The sequence below is a fragment of the Pseudomonas sp. ABFPK genome, assembly GCF_001586765.1.
GTDB lineage: Bacteria > Pseudomonadota > Gammaproteobacteria > Pseudomonadales > Pseudomonadaceae > Aquipseudomonas > Aquipseudomonas asiatica.
Window position 1 is genome coordinate 49409 of record NZ_LQXW01000005.1, and the last position, 15787, is coordinate 65195.

Below are 15787 nucleotides of genomic sequence, written 5' to 3' on the forward strand. Positions count from 1 at the left end.
CAAGCCATGAATCCGACAACCATCGTCGGATTTGGTCAAAATTTGTGCTATATTCCGCGCCCGCGATTTCCCTGCACACCAGAACCGGTCACTGACATGCAAGCAGCCAAACCACTCTACGACTATCCCAAGTACTGGGCCGAATGTTTCGGGCCAGCACCTTTCCTGCCGATGAGCAGGGAGGAGATGGATCTGCTCGGCTGGGATTCCTGCGACATCATCATCGTGACCGGTGATGCTTACGTCGACCACCCGTCGTTCGGCATGGCCATCATCGGCCGCCTGCTGGAGGCCCAGGGCTTCCGCGTGGGCATCATCGCCCAGCCGAACTGGCAGTCGAAGGACGACTTCATGAAGCTCGGCGAACCGAACCTGTTCTTCGGTGTGGCCGCGGGCAACATGGACTCGATGATCAACCGCTACACCGCGGACAAGAAGATCCGTTCTGACGACGCCTACACCCCTGGTGGCCTGGCCGGCAAGCGTCCGGACCGTGCCAGCCTGGTGTACAGCCAGCGTTGCAAGGAAGCCTACAAGCACGTGCCGATCGTACTGGGCGGCATCGAGGCTTCGCTGCGCCGCATCGCCCACTACGACTACTGGCAGGACAAGGTCCGCCACTCGATCCTGATCGACGCCAGCGCCGACATCCTGCTGTTCGGCAACGCCGAGCGTGCGGTGGTCGAGGTGGCCCAGCGCCTGTCCAACGGCGAGAAGATCGAGACCATCACCGATGTGCGCGGCACTGCTTTCGTGCGTCGTGACACGCCTCAGGGCTGGTACGAGATCGATTCGACCCGCATCGACCGCCCGGGTCGCGTCGACAAGATCATCAACCCGTACGTGAATACCCAGGACACCCAGGCCTGTGCCATCGAGCAGGCCAAGGGCGACCAGGAGGACCCGAACGAAGCCAAGGTCGTGCAGATTCTCGACAGCCCGAGCATGACCCGGGAAAAGTCGGTGATCCGCCTGCCGTCGTTCGAAAAGGTGCGTAACGACCCGGTACTCTATGCCCATGCCAACCGGGTGCTGCACCTGGAGACCAACCCGGGCAACGCCCGTGCCCTGGTGCAGAAGCATGGCGAAGTGGATGTGTGGTTCAACCCGCCACCCATCCCCATGAGCACCGAGGAAATGGACTACGTGTTCGGCATGCCCTATGCCCGTGTGCCGCACCCGGCCTACGGCAAGGAGCGCATCCCGGCCTACGAGATGATCCGCTTCTCGGTGAACATCATGCGTGGCTGCTTCGGTGGCTGCACCTTCTGCTCGATCACCGAGCACGAAGGCCGCATCATCCAGAACCGCTCGCACGAGTCGATCCTGCACGAAATCGAAGAGATGCGTGACAAGGTGCCGGGCTTCACCGGCGTGGTCTCCGACCTTGGCGGCCCGACTGCCAACATGTACCGCATCGCCTGCAAGAGCCATGACATCGAGAAGCACTGCCGCAAGCCGTCGTGCGTATTCCCGGGCATCTGCGAAAACCTCAACACCGACCACAGCTCGCTGATCGAGCTGTACCGCAAGGCTCGTGCCCTGCCGGGTGTGAAGAAGATCCTGATTGCCTCTGGCCTGCGTTATGACCTGGCGGTGGAGTCGCCGGAGTACGTCAAGGAGCTGGTCACCCACCATGTCGGTGGTTACCTGAAGATTGCCCCTGAGCACACCGAGCGTGGCCCGCTGGACAAGATGATGAAGCCGGGTATTGGCACCTATGACCGCTTCAAGCGCATGTTCGAGAAGTTCTCGAAAGAGGCGGGCAAGGAGCAGTATCTGATCCCGTACTTCATCGCCGCCCACCCAGGCACCACCGACGAAGACATGATGAACCTGGCCCTGTGGCTGAAGGGCAACGGCTTCCGTGCCGACCAGGTGCAGGCGTTTTACCCGTCGCCGATGGCTTCGGCCACGGCCATGTACCACTCGGGCAAGAACCCGCTGCGCAAGGTGACCTACAAGAGCGAGGGTGTGGAGATCGTCAAGAGCGAGGAGCAGCGTCGTCTGCACAAGGCGTTCTTGCGTTACCACGATCCGAAGGGCTGGCCGATGCTGCGTGAGGCGCTGCAGCGCATGGGCCGTGCCGACCTGATCGGGCCGGGCAAGCACCAGCTGATCCCGCTGCACCAGCCGCAGACCGATACCTACCAGAGTGCTCGCCGCAAGAACTCGACCCCGGCGGGTAGCCACAAGGTGGGCAAGGAGCAAAAGGTCCTTACCCAGCACACCGGCCTGCCCCCGCGTGGCAGTGATGGCAGCAAACCGTGGGACAAGCGTGAAAAAGCCAAGGCCGAAGCGTTTGCACGTAACCAGCAGGCGGCCAAGGAGCGCAAGGAAGCGGCCAAGGGTGGCAAAGGCAACAAGAAGCCGCGTCAGCCAGTGATCCCGCGCTGATTTCGGGGGCCGCTTTGCGGCCCAATCGCCGGCAAGCCAGCTCCCACAGGATTTGCACAAAGCCCAAGGGTTGCACTGTACTTGTGGGAGCCGGCTTGCCGGCGATCGGGCTGCAAAGCAGCCCCTGTTACAGGTTTAGTCGGGCTTCTTGTCGACCCACTTCGGCGCCACCGGCGCAACAAAGCTGTCCATCCCGTCCAGCAGTTCATCGGGCTGCTGTCCCAGCAGCAACATCGCCCGATGCTGCGGCCGCACGAAGCCTTCTTCGACGATATGGTCGAGGAACCCGCCCAGCTTCTCGTAGAAACCGTTCACATCCAGCAGCCCCAGCGGCTTGGCGTGATAGCCCAATTGCCCCCAGGTCCATACCTCGAACAACTCCTCCAGCGTACCCAGCCCACCGGGCAGGGCGATAAAGGCGTCGCTCAGTTCGGCCATGCGTGCCTTGCGCGCGTGCATGCCGTCGACCACTTCCAGGCGGCTGAGGCCCTTGTGGCCGATTTCGGCATTCATCAGGCTCTCGGGGATGATTCCGATCACTTCGCCACCGGCCGCCATGGCCGCGTCAGCGACGGTGCCCATCAGGCCAACTGCGCCGCCGCCATAGACCAGGGTCAGGCCGCGACGGGCTATCGCCTGGCCCAGCGCGATGGCTGCTTCACGGTAAGCGGGGTTGGCACCAATGCTGGCGCCGCAGAATACACAAACGGAACGTACGGGCATTGCTCATCTCCAGTCACTCAGGCTGACAGGGTAAGGCCCATGTCCTACAGTTCCAAGGCTGGTTTCACTCCGGTCGGGAGAATTCGCAGATGGCGCCGGTCGCTCCATGGGCGTAGGCCGCCAGCAGGCTGTTCATCAGGCTACCAAGGGTCATTTCGTATTGCTCCTAAATGAGAGGTTGTCCCATCGTCCAATAAAAGGGCATGATGTGCCCTTGAATTGGTTGTATACAATCCATTGAACAATTCTACTGGCTGGCCTCTTGACAGCCCCTTGACCCATATCAGCAAGGGGCTGAACGGTTTCAGGCAGTCTCGCAATTGATAAAACCCTGCCAAGGAGATTCATGATGTTTGCGAAAGCTGTAGCGGTATCCCTGCTGACCCTCGCCAGCGCTTCTGTCTTCGCAGCCGAGTGCTCGGTGACTGTCGACTCCACCGACCAGATGTCCTACAACACCAAGGAAATCACCGTCGACAAGAGCTGCAAGGAATTCACCGTCAAACTGACCCACTCCGGCAACCTGCCGAAGAACGTCATGGGCCACAATCTGGTGATCAGCAAGACTGCCGACATGCAGGGCATTGCCACCGAAGGCATGAGCCAGGGTCTGGAAAAGGACTACATCAAGGCTGACAACGCCGCGATCATCGCCCACACCAAGATGATTGGTGCTCCTGAGAAGGAGACCGAGGTGAAGTTCGATGCTACCAAGCTGGAAGCCGGTGGCGACTACAGCTTCTTCTGCACCTTCCCGGGCCACATCTCGATGATGAAGGGCAAGGTCGTCGTCAAGTAATCAAAGACTGACGGTGAACCCTGTGGGAGCGGGTTCATCGGGACGCCGAACCGCCGCGAATGCAATGGTGAGCCCACCGACGTATTCGCGGCGGTTCGGCGCCCCGATGAACCCGCTCCCACAGGTCTTTCTACAGCCTGATCAAGGGGCGAACGGCAGTTCGCGCTTGTGCTGGGTCTTGCGGTAGGTAGCGACGATGATATCGAACGCTTCCTGGTCAACCGGCTGCCCATGCAGGAAGGCATCGATCTGCTGGTAAGTCACGCCATGGGAGGCTTCGTCCGGCTTGCCCGGTGCCAGGTCTTCCAGGTCCGCAGTCGGCACCTTCTCCACCAGTGACTCCGGCGCACCGAAGCTGCGCGCAATCGCCCGCACCTGGTTCTTCACCAGCCCGCTCAGCGGCGCCAGGTCGCAGGCACCATCACCGAACTTGGTAAAGAAGCCCATCACTGCCTCGGCGGCGTGGTCGGTGCCGATCACCAGGCCTGCGCGGGCACCGGCGATGGTGTACTGGGCGACCATGCGGGTGCGTGCCTTGACGTTGCCGACCACGAAGTCCACCAGCGTCGGCGAGCCGTTCTTCAACTCCACCACTTCAGCCGCCAGCGCCCGTACTGCCGGGGCGATATCCACGGTGTGCACTTCGTCGGCCTTGATCACTTCCAGGCACGCCTGGGCGTCATGCTCGTCATGCTGGACCTGGTAAGGCAGGCGTACGGCGATGAAGGTGTAGGCCTTGTCACCGGTTTCGGCGCGCAGCTCGTTGATGGCGCGCTGAGCGAGCAGGGCGGCGGTCAGTGAGTCGACGCCGCCGCTGATGCCCAGCACCAGGGTCTTGAGCCGGGCGTTGGCCAGGCAATCCTTGATGAACGCCACGCGCCGGGCGACTTCGGCCTCGAGCGCGGCGGCGTCGGCGAACGGCGGCTGTACCTTCAGCGCCTGGGCAATCTCTTGCTGAACCGCTTGCATGGGTTACTCCTTGCTGGGGACTTTGAATACATGGCGCATGTAGGCGACGAAGTTCTCGTCGCGGCATTGGGTCTTGGCGGCTTCGTCCGAGATCTTCGCTACCGGCGCGCCGTTGCAGTCGGTCATTTTAAGCACGATGCTCATCGGGGCCACACCCGGGATGTCGCAAGTCAGGTTGGTGCCGATGCCAAAGCTGACGTTGATGCGACCGCGCAGGGCTCGGAAGATTTCCAGCGAGCGGGTCAGGTTGAGACCGTCGGAAAACACCAGGGTCTTGGTCATCGGGTCGATACCCAGTTTCTGGTAATGGGCAATGGCTTTTTCCGCCCATGCCACCGGTTCGCCCGAGTCGTGGCGCAGGCCGTCGAACAGCTTGGCGAAGTACAGATCGAAATCGCCGAGGAAGGCATCCATGGTGATGCAGTCGGTCAGGGCGATACCGAGCAGGCCGCGGTACTCGCGCACCCAGCAGTCCAGCGCGGCGATCTGGCTGTCGATCAGTCGCGGGCCGAGTTGCTGGTGGGCCATGATCCATTCATGAGCCATGGTACCCAGCGGCTTGATATCCAGTTTCCATGCCAGGTCGACGTTGCGGTACCGACGAAGCGGCCTGGGAAATCGTCGCGCAGCACGCGCACCACCTCTTCCTGCACGCGGCTGGAAAAGCGTCGGCGGGTGCCGAAGTCGGCCACCTGCAGTTCGGCCAGTTCATCTTCGTTGGCATGCGCGCGCAGCCAGTCGAACTTGCGGTATAGCTGGTCGCGGGCCTCGGCCAGGCGCATGCGCGGGTGCAGATGGCGGTTGCGCACTTCGCTGATAATCGCCAGCAGCGGCACTTCGAACAGGATCACATGCAGCCACGGACCTTTCAGGCGCAGGAACAGCTGGTCGTTTTCTATCCCCAGGCGTACGTAGCGCAGGTTGAAGCGGAACAGGCGCAGAAAGCGCAGGAAATCTGGTTTGAGAAAGCTGATGCGTTCGAGAAAGGCCAGCTGGCCGTCATCCAGGGTGAGGTCGCTGAGCAGTTCTAGCTGGTTGCGGATCTCGCCGAGGTATGGGCGCAGGTCCTCGCCGTTGCGACAGCGGAATTCCCATTCAACGTCGGCATCCGGGTAGTTGTGCAGTACGCCCTGCATCATGGTGAGTTTGTAGAAATCGGTGTCGAGCAGGTTGTGCACGATGCGCTCGGCGAATGCGCTCTCGCTCATCAGTGGGGCTCCGGAAGCGGCGAATGGCGGACATTGTGCCAGCCTTTTTGGCCTTGTTGTGTCTGGGCTGGCCTCTTCGCGGGTGAACCCGCTCCCACAGGGCCGCGTATCTGCCAAAACCGCGTGTTTTTTTCGTGCACCAGCTAGCCTTGAAACGGTGCCGCCTGTAGCAGTCGCGCACCAGCTGTGTGCAGTTCGGTGACGTCCGCTGTTACAGGGCGGTTGCACGTAAACACTTGCCAGGGTTGCAATGATGGCACTCGACGGTTGCTCCTTGTCTGTACGTCTGGTGGCGCCTGCCGCGTGGCAGACGGTTGCACGCTCAATAAAGAAAAGGCCGTCGGTCGCCTGCAGGCAACCTCCGCAGTGTGTTTTGCCGGAAGACAAAACCTATGGCACGGCCCTTGCTCTGAGCACAGGGCTGAGAAGTTGTAGTGCCAACCAAAAAAACTCTAGGAGCACCACCTCATGTCGCAGACGTTTTACAAGAAAGGTTTCCTGGCTCTGGCCGTAGCTACGGCACTGGGTGTTTCTTCGTATGTTCAGGCCGACGTCAAGATCGGTGTAGCGGGCCCGATGACCGGGGCTAACGCAGCGTTTGGCGAGCAGTACATGAAAGGTGCGCAGGCAGCGGCCGACAAGATCAACGCCGCCGGTGGCGTGAATGGCGAGAAAATCGTACTGGTCAAGGGCGATGACGCCTGCGAGCCGAAACAGGCCGTGGCCGTGGCCAACCGCCTGGTCGACCAGGACAAGGTGATTGGCGTGGTAGGCCACTTCTGTTCTTCCAACACCATCCCGGCCTCCGAGGTGTATGACGAGGCTGGCGTCATCGCCATCACCCCGGGCTCCACCAACCCACAGGTTACCGAGCGCGGTCTGGGCGCCATGTTCCGCATGTGCGGCCGTGACGACCAGCAGGGCATCGTCGCCGGCGATTACATCGTCGACGTGCTCAAGGGAAAGAAAGTCGCGGTGCTGCACGACAAGGACACCTACGGCCAAGGCCTGGCCGACGCGACCAAGGCACAGCTGGAAAAACGCGGCGTCAAGCCGGTGCTGTACGAAGGCCTGACCCGCGGCGAGAAGGACTTCAGTGCCGTGGTCACCAAGATCCGTTCCACCGGTGCCGACGTTGTCTACTTCGGCGGCCTGCACCCGGAAGCCGGCCCGCTGGTACGCCAGCTGCGCGAGCAGGGCCTGAAGGACGTCAAGTTCATGTCCGATGACGGCATCGTCACCGACGAACTGGTGTCCACCGCTGGCGGCGCGCAATACGTCGATGGCGTGTACATGACCTTCGGCGCCGACCCGCGCCTGCTGCCGGACAGCAAGGCGGTGGTGGAGGAGTTCCGCAAGGCCGGTACCGAACCTGAAGGCTACACCCTGTACGCCTATGCCTCGCTGCAGGCCCTGGCTGCTGCGTTCAACGGCGCCAAGTCGAACAAGGGCGAAGACGCTGCCAAGTGGCTCAAGGCCAACCCGGTGAAGACCGTCATGGGCGAGAAAAAGTGGGACTCGAAGGGTGACCTGACCGTCTCCGACTATGTGGTTTACCAGTGGGATGCCCAAGGCAAGTACCACCAGCTGGAAAAACAAAAATAACAACGGCCCACGGCCCGGGCGCGTCAGCCCCCGGGCCAAAGCCCCGCGGTACCTGTCTTTATCCGTAGATCTGCACAGTACTGCGCTGCGAGGGCCGCCTGTTCCAGGCCCGCCGTGGTCGGCGCTCGTGCAATCTCAATCAGGTGAGATTGCGTTATGGATGGTATTTTCCTGCAGCAACTGGTCAACGGCCTGACCCTCGGGTCGGTCTATGGCCTGATCGCCATCGGCTACACAATGGTCTATGGCATCATCGGCATGATCAACTTCGCGCACGGCGAGGTGTACATGATTTCCGCGTACCTCGCGGCGATCAGCCTGGCATTGCTGGCTTATTTCGGTATCGAGTCGTTCCCCCTGTTGATGCTGGGCACCCTGTTGTTCACCATCGTCGTCACCGGCGTGTACGGCTTCACCATCGAACGCATCGCCTACAAACCCCTGCGCAACTCCACCCGCCTGGCACCACTGATCAGTGCCATCGGCATCTCGCTGATCCTGCAGAACTACGCGCAGATCAGCCAGGGCGCCCGCCAGCAAGGCGTGCCAACCCTGCTGGAAGGCGCCTGGCGTGTCGAAGTGGGCACCGGCTTCGTGCAACTTACCTACACCAAGATCTTCATCCTGGTGGCAGCCTTCGTTGGCATGGGCCTGCTCACCTATGTGATCAAGTACACCAAGCTCGGCCGCATGTGCCGTGCTACCCAGCAAGACCGCAAGATGGCCTCGATTCTGGGCATCAACACCGACCGGGTGATTTCCTACGTGTTCGTCATCGGTGCGGTTATGGCTGCCCTGGCCGGCGTGCTGATCACCATGAACTACGGCACCTTCGACTTCTACGCCGGCTTCATCATCGGTATCAAGGCGTTTACCGCCGCGGTGCTCGGCGGTATCGGGTCGCTGCCAGGCGCCATGCTCGGCGGGATCATCCTGGGCATTTCCGAGTCGCTGTTCTCTGGCCTGATCAACTCCGACTACAAGGACGTGTTCAGCTTCTCGCTGCTGGTGATGATCCTTATCTTCCGCCCACAAGGCCTGCTGGGTCGCCCGCTCGTGGCTAAGGTGTGAACATGTCCATTGCCAAAACTGCCTCTGTTCCTGAAACCAAAAGTTTCGATATCAAACGCAGCCTGCTGGAGACCATCGTCGCCGGCCTGCTGGCACTCATCGTGTTCGGCCCTGTCGTTGGCGTGGTGCTCGACGGCTACACCTTCAACGCCGAGCCGCGGCGTGTGGCCTGGCTGGTTGGCGGGGTGATGCTGGGGCGCTTCCTGCTCAGCCTGTACCTGCAGACGGCCGCCGGCACGCGCATGCTCCAGGGCTTCGAAAGCGGTGGCTCGGGCGTGCATGTGCGCGCGCCGAACTACGTATCGCGGCTGCGCTATATCATCCCGGCGCTGGTGGTGATCGCCATCGTCTTCCCGATCTTCGCCAACAAGTACCTGCTGACCGTCGTCATCCTCGGCCTGATCTACGTGCTGCTGGGCCTGGGGCTGAACATCGTGGTCGGCCTGGCCGGCCTGCTCGACCTGGGCTACGTGGCGTTTTATGCCATCGGCGCGTACGGCCTGGCGCTGGGTTATCAGTACCTTGGCCTGGGCTTCTGGAGCGTGCTGCCACTGGCGGCCATAGCTGCGGCGCTGGCGGGGTGCATACTCGGTTTCCCGGTGTTGCGGATGCACGGCGACTACCTGGCGATCGTGACCCTGGGCTTCGGCGAGATTATCCGCCTGGTGCTGAACAACTGGTTGTCGTTCACCGGCGGCCCCAACGGTATGCCGGCACCGGCGCCGACCTTCTTCGGCCTGGAGTTCGGCCGTAGAGCCAAGGACGGTGGGGTACCGATCCACGAGTTCTTCGGCTTCGATTACAACGCCAACCTCAAGTTCGTGTTCATCTACGCGGTGCTGTTCATCGTCGTGCTTGCAGTGCTCTACATCAAGCATCGCCTGACCCGCATGCCGGTTGGCCGTGCCTGGGAAGCGCTACGCGAAGACGAGATCGCCTGCCGCTCGATGGGCCTGAACCACGTACTGGTCAAGCTCTCGGCGTTTACCCTGGGTGCCTCCACCGCCGGCTTGGCCGGGGTGTTCTTTGCCACCTATCAGGGCTTCGTCAACCCGTCGTCGTTCACCTTCTTCGAGTCGGCGCTGATCCTCGCCATCGTCGTGCTCGGTGGTATGGGCTCGACCGTAGGCGTGGTGATCGCCGCCTTCGTGCTGACCGTGGCACCCGAGCTGCTGCGCAGCTTCTCCGAATACCGCGTGCTGCTGTTCGGTGTGTTGATGGTGCTGATGATGATCTGGCGACCGCGTGGGCTGATCCGCATCAGCCGTACCGGTGTGACCCCGCGTAAAGGAGTGGCGCCATGAGCGACGATATCATTCTCTCGGTCGACAACCTGATGATGCAGTTTGGCGGCATCAAGGCGCTCAGCGATGTCAGCCTGAAGGTCCGGCGCAACCAGATCTTCGCCCTGATCGGCCCCAACGGTGCGGGCAAGACCACCGTGTTCAACTGCCTGACCGGGTTCTACAAGGCCAGTGGCGGGCGCATCGAACTGAACGTGCGCGGTAGCCACACCAATGTCATCCAGCTGCTCGGCGAGCGCTTCCAGGCGGCAGACTTCGTCTCCCCGGCGCGCTTCGCCAACCGCATGTACTACAAGATGTTCGGCGGTACCCACCTGGTCAACCGCGCCGGCCTGGCACGCACCTTCCAGAACATTCGCCTGTTCAAGGAAATGTCGGTGGTGGAGAACCTGCTGGTGGCGCAGCACATGTGGGTCAACCGCAACCTGCTGGCCGGGGTACTCAACACCAAGGCCTACCGCAAGGCCGAGAGCGACGCGCTGGACCACGCGTTCTACTGGCTGGAAGTGGTCGACCTGGTCGATTGCGCCAACCGCCTGGCTGGCGAGTTGTCGTACGGCCAGCAGCGCCGCCTGGAAATCGCCCGGGCCATGTGCACGCGGCCGAAGATCATCTGCCTGGACGAACCGGCGGCTGGCCTGAACCCACAGGAAACCGAGGCCCTCAGCCGCATGATCCGCGTGCTGCGCGACGAGCACGACATTACCGTGGTGCTGATCGAACACGACATGGGCATGGTCATGAGCATTTCCGATCATATCGTGGTGCTCGACCACGGCAACGTGATTGCCGAAGGCGCACCGCAGGATATCCGCCACAACCCGACGGTGATCGCCGCCTACCTGGGTGCAGATGAAGAGGAACTGGTATGAGTGCACCCATTCTGGAATTGAAGGACCTGGACGTGTTCTACGGCCCTATCCAGGCGCTGAAGAAAGTCTCGATGCACATCAATGAAGGTGAGACGGTCAGCCTGATCGGCGCCAACGGCGCTGGCAAGTCGACCCTGCTGATGTCGATCTTCGGCCAGCCGCGGGCGGCGTCGGGGCATATCGTGTACCGCGGCACCGACATCACTCGCAAGTCATCGCATTACATTGCCTCCAACGGCATCGCCCAGTCGCCGGAAGGGCGCCGGGTGTTCCCCGACATGACGGTCGAGGAGAACCTGATGATGGGTACCATCCCCATCGGCGACAAGCATGCCGACGAAGACATGCAGCGCATGTACGAGCTGTTCCCGCGCCTGAAAGAGCGGCGTAACCAGAGGGCCATGACCATGTCCGGTGGCGAGCAGCAGATGCTGGCCATTGCTCGCGCGCTGATGAGCCGGCCAAAGTTGTTGCTGCTGGATGAGCCATCGCTGGGGCTGGCGCCGATCGTGGTCAAGCAGATCTTCTCGACCTTGCGTGAACTGGCCAAGACCGGGATGACCATCTTCCTGGTGGAGCAGAACGCCAACCATGCGCTGAAACTGTCGGACCGGGCTTATGTGATGGTCAACGGGCAGATTCGCATGAGCGGGACGGGGCAGGAGCTTTTGGTCAACGAAGAAGTGCGCAACGCCTATCTCGGCGGGCATTGAGTTGCTTTCGGGGGCCGCTTTGCGGCCCTCGAAGCCAATGTGGACAACCTTTCGAACACCTCTCCCCAATTACTCCACAACCCCACCACAAACCCTTGTTTCCACAGGATCATTTTTTCCACGGTTAATGTGGAGCTGCCTGTGGAAAACATGGTGGCATCTCGCTCAAGCCCTTTGATACCAAGCCCTGCAGAGTAATGATCATTTTTTGATCAATTGCACCTTGTGGATTATTTTCCAAGGTTTTTCAAAGCCCTGCATTCATTCCAGGCGTTGCGAAAAGCCTGTGGATAACCCTGTGAAAAAGCCTTGGACAGACCGCTGCAGACGGCATGCTTGAAAGCCTTGCGCCATCACCGAAAAGATATCCACCGACCATAAGTCGCTGAAAGGGTTCCGTACCGTGGACAAGTTGCCCCCAATCCGTGGGGAAAGCCTTGTGGATAACGTGCGCATAGCTGGTGCCGAGCCGTCTACTGTAAGGGTTTGCCACATATGATCAAAAAATGAACAGTATCCCGGGCGGGTTGCTGCAAGCACGCGGCGCGGGCATGCTGCAAGACTGCCGATGACAATCCACCGTGAGGAACAGAGCATGACGTCCACCGTATTCATCACTGGCGCGACTTCCGGTTTTGGTGAGGCCACTGCCCGCCGTTTTGCCGAAGCTGGTTGGAAGCTGGTGCTCACTGGCCGCCGCAAGGAGCGCCTGGATGCCCTGTGCGCAGAACTGTCGGCCAAGACCGAAGTACACGGCCTGGTGCTCGACGTGCGTGACCGCAAGGCCATGGAGCGGGCCATCGCCAACTTGCCGGCCGGCTTCGACAAGTTGCGCGGCCTGGTCAACAACGCAGGCCTGGCGCTAGGGGTGGACGCGGCGCAGAACTGCAGCCTGGACGACTGGGAAACCATGGTCGATACCAACATCAAGGGCCTGATGTACACCACTCGCCTGCTGCTGCCACGGCTGATCGCCCATGGCCGTGGGGCGTCGATCCTCAACGTAGGTTCAGTGGCGGGCAACTACCCGTACCCAGGCAGCAACGTGTATGGCGGCACCAAGGCCTTCGTCGGCCAGTTCTCGTTGAGCCTGCGCTGCGACCTGCGGGGTACGGGCGTGCGCGTGAGCAATATCGAGCCGGGCCTGTGCGAGAGCGAGTTCTCGCTGGTGCGCTTTGGCGGTGACCAGGCCAAATACGACGCCACCTACGCCGGTGCCGAGCCGATCCAGCCGCAGGACATTGCCGAGACCATCTTCTGGATCCTCAACCAGCCGGCGCATATCAATATCAACAGCCTCGAGCTGATGCCGGTGAGCCAGGACTGGGCAGGGTTCTCGATCGACCGGTCGGCCAAGGCCTGATCAAAAGGCGGGGCCGCTTTGCGGCCCATTCGCAGCACAAGGCTGCTCCTACAGGATTGGCACTGGTTTCAGGTGCGCCGCTTTCCCTGTAGGAGCAGCCTTGTGCTGCGAAAGCGTCAGCCCAGGCGCTGCAACCCTTCCAGGCAAGTCGCCAAGTGGTAGGGCGTAGTCGAAGGCATATCATGCCGGCTGACACTGCCTTGCCCATCCCGGCACTCATACCAGCCCGCCTCACGCAGGAACCGCGTTTCCAGAGCCTGCAACTGCCCGGCAAGCTTGCTCTCGCCCCCTGTCCGCAACACCAGCGCCCGCAGGTACTCTGCCTGCGCCCAGATCCGCTGGGTGGCGTCGAGCACCTGGCCATCCACATCCAGCATCGCCAGCACAGCGGCATCCTTCACCCCGTATTGCTCGGCGTAGCCGAAAGCCCGGTCGATGGACGCATGCAGCGGCGTATCTCGCAGCAGTGGCGAGGTATGCAGGAGGTAGAACCACTCGAACTGGTGCCCCGGCTCGAACCAGTTATCCACAGTGCCGCGTGGCTTTTCCAGCATCAGGCCGTGGGCGGGGTCGATGAAGTGTTCCTGCAGCGCGCCGCACAGGTGCAGCAACGACTGCCGGACATGCTTGTCGTCACGCACCGCCAGCACCTGCAGGAAGGCTTCGGCCAGGTGCATCTGTGGGTTTTGCAGCGGGCCGCTGCCAAGGTCTGCCCAGTCTTCAGCGAGGCTGGCTTCGTACAGGCCGTCGTCGCGGGCGAACTGCTGGTCGATGATGTCCAGCGCGGCGTTCAGCGTGGACTCCACCAGGTTTTCACGCACCTTGCCCCAGTAGTGCGCACAGGCGAAGACGATGAACGCGTGGGTGTAGAGGTCCTTGCGCCGGTCCAGCGGTTTGCCCTGGGCGTCGATGCTATAGAACCAGCCGCCGTGTTCGGCGTCGTGGAAGTGCTTCTGCAACGAGCGGAACAAGGCCGCCGCACGCTCGGCTGCGCCCGGTTGCCCGATGCGGCTGCTGAACAGGTAAAGCTGACGCGCGCAGGCCATGGCCCGGTAGCGCTGCACCGGCAATGGCTGGTGTTGGGCGTCCAGTGCCTCGTAAGGCAGGGCCATGTCGGCGTTCCAGCCCGGGCCTTGCCACAACGGCACGATACGTTCGGCGAAGTGCTGGTTGAAGCGGGCCAGTTCGGGCAGGGTGGGGCGGGGGTCGGACATTTCGGCGCTCGTCGCTGTCGGGCAGGGCGCAATGGTAGCAGAACTGGGTTGTGGGTAGCCTGTGCCGGCCTCTTCGCGGGTGAACCCGCTCCCACAAGTACGGCACCGGACCTGAGGGAAGCGCAATACCTGTGGGAGCGGGTTCACCCGCGAAGAGGTCAGTACAGGCTACCGATCAGCTCGGGTTGCCAAGCCCCTGCCATTGCCGCGCCCCTACGAAGATGAAGCGCAACTGCTGGGTGATCTTTTCCTGCGGCGTCAGCGCCTGTGGATAACCCGCTTCGGGGCTGTCGATAAGCTCGGGCAGGGTGGCGAACACGGTCTTCACCACCAGGTCGGCCATCACCGCCAGCGCGGCGCTGTCCAGGTGCTGCCAGCGCTTCATCCGCGCCAGGTCGGTGGCCAGGTCGTCGCTGATGTCCTGTCGCAGGCGGGCGATGGCCTGGCGTACGGCCTGCGAACCGCCGTACTGCTCACGGGCGAGGAACAGGAACTGCGCACGGTGGGCGGCGACCACGTCAAGGAAGATGCGCACCGAGGCGTCGGTGATGCCGCCCAGTTCGAATTCGTTCTGGCGCACCAGGCGGATGGTCTGGCGGAAGGTGGTGTCGACCTCGGCAACCAGGGCCAGGCCCAAGGCGTCCATGTCGGAAAAATGCCGGTAAAAACCGGTGGGTACGATGCCGGCCGTCTTTGCCACTTCGCGCAGGCTGATACTGCCGAAACCACGGCCACTCTCCATGAGCTGGCAGGCAGCATCGAGCAGGGCCTGGCGGGTCTGTAGCTTCTGTTCGGCGCGCGGCAGCATGGTGCGGGCTTCTATGGCGGTAAGGCTGGGCACTCTAGTTAAAAAAACAAAGCCCGGTCAATGGACCGGGCCTGGAGGGGAGCTGGCGTTGTGATATAGGTTGTTCTTTTCAGTCATGGCGATCAGCTCACACGGCTGATTTCAACCAGGCGATCGGAACCACCCTCGGCAACACGGCCAGTACGTTCGATCAGGCGATCGGAACCACCCTCGGCGACGCGGCCAGTACGTTCGATCAGGCGATCGGAACCACCCTCGGCGACGCGGCCAGTACGTTCGATCAGGCGATCGGAACCACCCTCGGCGACGCGGCCAGTACGTTCGATCAGGCGATCGGAACCACCCTCGGCGACGCGGCCAGTACGTTCGATCAGGCGATCGGAGCCACCTTCGGCAACGCGGCCAGTACGTTCGATCAGGCGATCGGAGCCACCTTCGGCAACGCGGGCACTACGTTCGAACAGGCGATCAGCACCACCTTCAGCAACGGTCTTCAGCGGCTGGGCGATTTCAGCAGCGCTGGAGCGCGATTCGGCGGTCAGGTGTTGCTCGTCGGCTGGTAAGGCAAAAGCGTTGGCAGCCAGGATGGACAGGGTCAGGGTCAGCAGATGGCGTTTCATGATTTCGGTGCTCCTCTCGGGGGCTGGAAAGTGGGTACGGAGCCAATGCTACGCCGCGTAACGCCAGAGAGAAGTTCATACGGGTAATGGTAACAATCGACCGTATTGATAGAGATTTAAA

13 protein-coding genes and 1 pseudogene are annotated in these 15787 nt (G+C 61.8%); 8 read left to right on the plus strand and 6 right to left on the minus strand.

The annotated features are described in order from the left end of the window. The first annotated feature begins 96 nt into the window (after window positions 1-96). Window positions 97-2397 (plus strand): YgiQ family radical SAM protein, encoded by a 2301-nt coding sequence (locus WM94_RS05030; protein WP_013974417.1) that lies wholly within the window; start codon window positions 97-99, stop codon window positions 2395-2397. 135 nt (window positions 2398-2532) lie between these two features. Here the strand turns inward: WM94_RS05030 and WM94_RS05035 are convergent, their stop codons facing one another. After that, window positions 2533-3120 carry a TIGR00730 family Rossman fold protein gene (locus WM94_RS05035; RefSeq protein WP_023660590.1) on the minus strand — a complete coding sequence of 196 codons (588 nt, stop codon included), beginning with the start codon at window positions 3118-3120 and terminating at the stop codon, window positions 2533-2535. A 349-nt stretch (window positions 3121-3469) separates the two neighbouring features. Between WM94_RS05035 and azu the strand changes: the two genes are divergently transcribed. After that, window positions 3470-3919, plus strand: coding sequence for an azurin (gene azu, locus WM94_RS05040; RefSeq protein WP_015271990.1), 450 nt, complete (start codon window positions 3470-3472; stop codon window positions 3917-3919). 141 nt (window positions 3920-4060) lie between these two features. Here the strand turns inward: azu and nadE are convergent, their stop codons facing one another. Together nadE and pncB are read right to left on the minus strand one after the other, a co-directional pair. Further along, on the minus strand, window positions 4061-4888 hold the full coding sequence (gene nadE, locus WM94_RS05045; RefSeq protein WP_013974414.1) for an ammonia-dependent NAD(+) synthetase: 828 nt from the start codon (window positions 4886-4888) through the stop codon (window positions 4061-4063). 3 nt (window positions 4889-4891) lie between these two features. After that, window positions 4892-6096: pseudogene (gene pncB / locus WM94_RS05050) on the minus strand (nicotinate phosphoribosyltransferase). A gap of 468 nt (window positions 6097-6564) precedes the next feature. Between pncB and WM94_RS05055 the strand changes: the two are divergent. The 6 genes from WM94_RS05055 to WM94_RS05080 all read left to right on the plus strand — a co-directional run bounded on the left by WM94_RS05055 (window position 6565) and on the right by WM94_RS05080 (window position 13024). Continuing rightward, window positions 6565-7701, plus strand: coding sequence for a branched-chain amino acid ABC transporter substrate-binding protein (locus tag WM94_RS05055; protein ID WP_013974412.1), 1137 nt, complete (start codon window positions 6565-6567; stop codon window positions 7699-7701). A gap of 156 nt (window positions 7702-7857) precedes the next feature. Next, window positions 7858-8772, plus strand: coding sequence for a branched-chain amino acid ABC transporter permease (locus WM94_RS05060; RefSeq protein WP_013974411.1), 915 nt, complete (start codon window positions 7858-7860; stop codon window positions 8770-8772). Between the two features lie 2 nt (window positions 8773-8774). After that, window positions 8775-10076 carry a high-affinity branched-chain amino acid ABC transporter permease LivM gene (livM, locus tag WM94_RS05065; protein ID WP_061550613.1) on the plus strand — a complete coding sequence of 434 codons (1302 nt, stop codon included), beginning with the start codon at window positions 8775-8777 and terminating at the stop codon, window positions 10074-10076. After that, window positions 10073-10948 (plus strand): ATP-binding cassette domain-containing protein, encoded by an 876-nt coding sequence (locus WM94_RS05070; RefSeq protein WP_010955466.1) that lies wholly within the window; start codon window positions 10073-10075, stop codon window positions 10946-10948. The genes livM and WM94_RS05070 overlap by 4 nt, the downstream gene beginning before the upstream one ends. Beyond that, window positions 10945-11661, plus strand: coding sequence for an ABC transporter ATP-binding protein (locus WM94_RS05075; RefSeq protein WP_015271986.1), 717 nt, complete (start codon window positions 10945-10947; stop codon window positions 11659-11661). The genes WM94_RS05070 and WM94_RS05075 overlap by 4 nt, the downstream gene beginning before the upstream one ends. 595 nt (window positions 11662-12256) lie before the next feature. After that, on the plus strand, window positions 12257-13024 hold the full coding sequence (locus tag WM94_RS05080; RefSeq protein ID WP_061550614.1) for an SDR family oxidoreductase: 768 nt from the start codon (window positions 12257-12259) through the stop codon (window positions 13022-13024). Between the two features lie 116 nt (window positions 13025-13140). Here the strand turns inward: WM94_RS05080 and WM94_RS05085 are convergent, their stop codons facing one another. The 3 genes from WM94_RS05085 to WM94_RS05095 all read right to left on the minus strand — a co-directional run bounded on the left by WM94_RS05085 (window position 13141) and on the right by WM94_RS05095 (window position 15666). Beyond that, window positions 13141-14238, minus strand: a complete 1098-nt coding sequence (locus tag WM94_RS05085; protein ID WP_061550615.1) for an AGE family epimerase/isomerase — start codon at window positions 14236-14238, stop codon at window positions 13141-13143. Window positions 14239-14413: 175 nt separating this feature from the next. Then, window positions 14414-15046 (minus strand): TetR family transcriptional regulator, encoded by a 633-nt coding sequence (locus WM94_RS05090; RefSeq protein WP_061550616.1) that lies wholly within the window; start codon window positions 15044-15046, stop codon window positions 14414-14416. 122 nt (window positions 15047-15168) lie between these two features. Then, on the minus strand, window positions 15169-15666 hold the full coding sequence (locus tag WM94_RS05095) for a hypothetical protein (RefSeq protein ID WP_061550617.1): 498 nt from the start codon (window positions 15664-15666) through the stop codon (window positions 15169-15171). Window positions 15667-15787 lie beyond the last annotated feature (121 nt).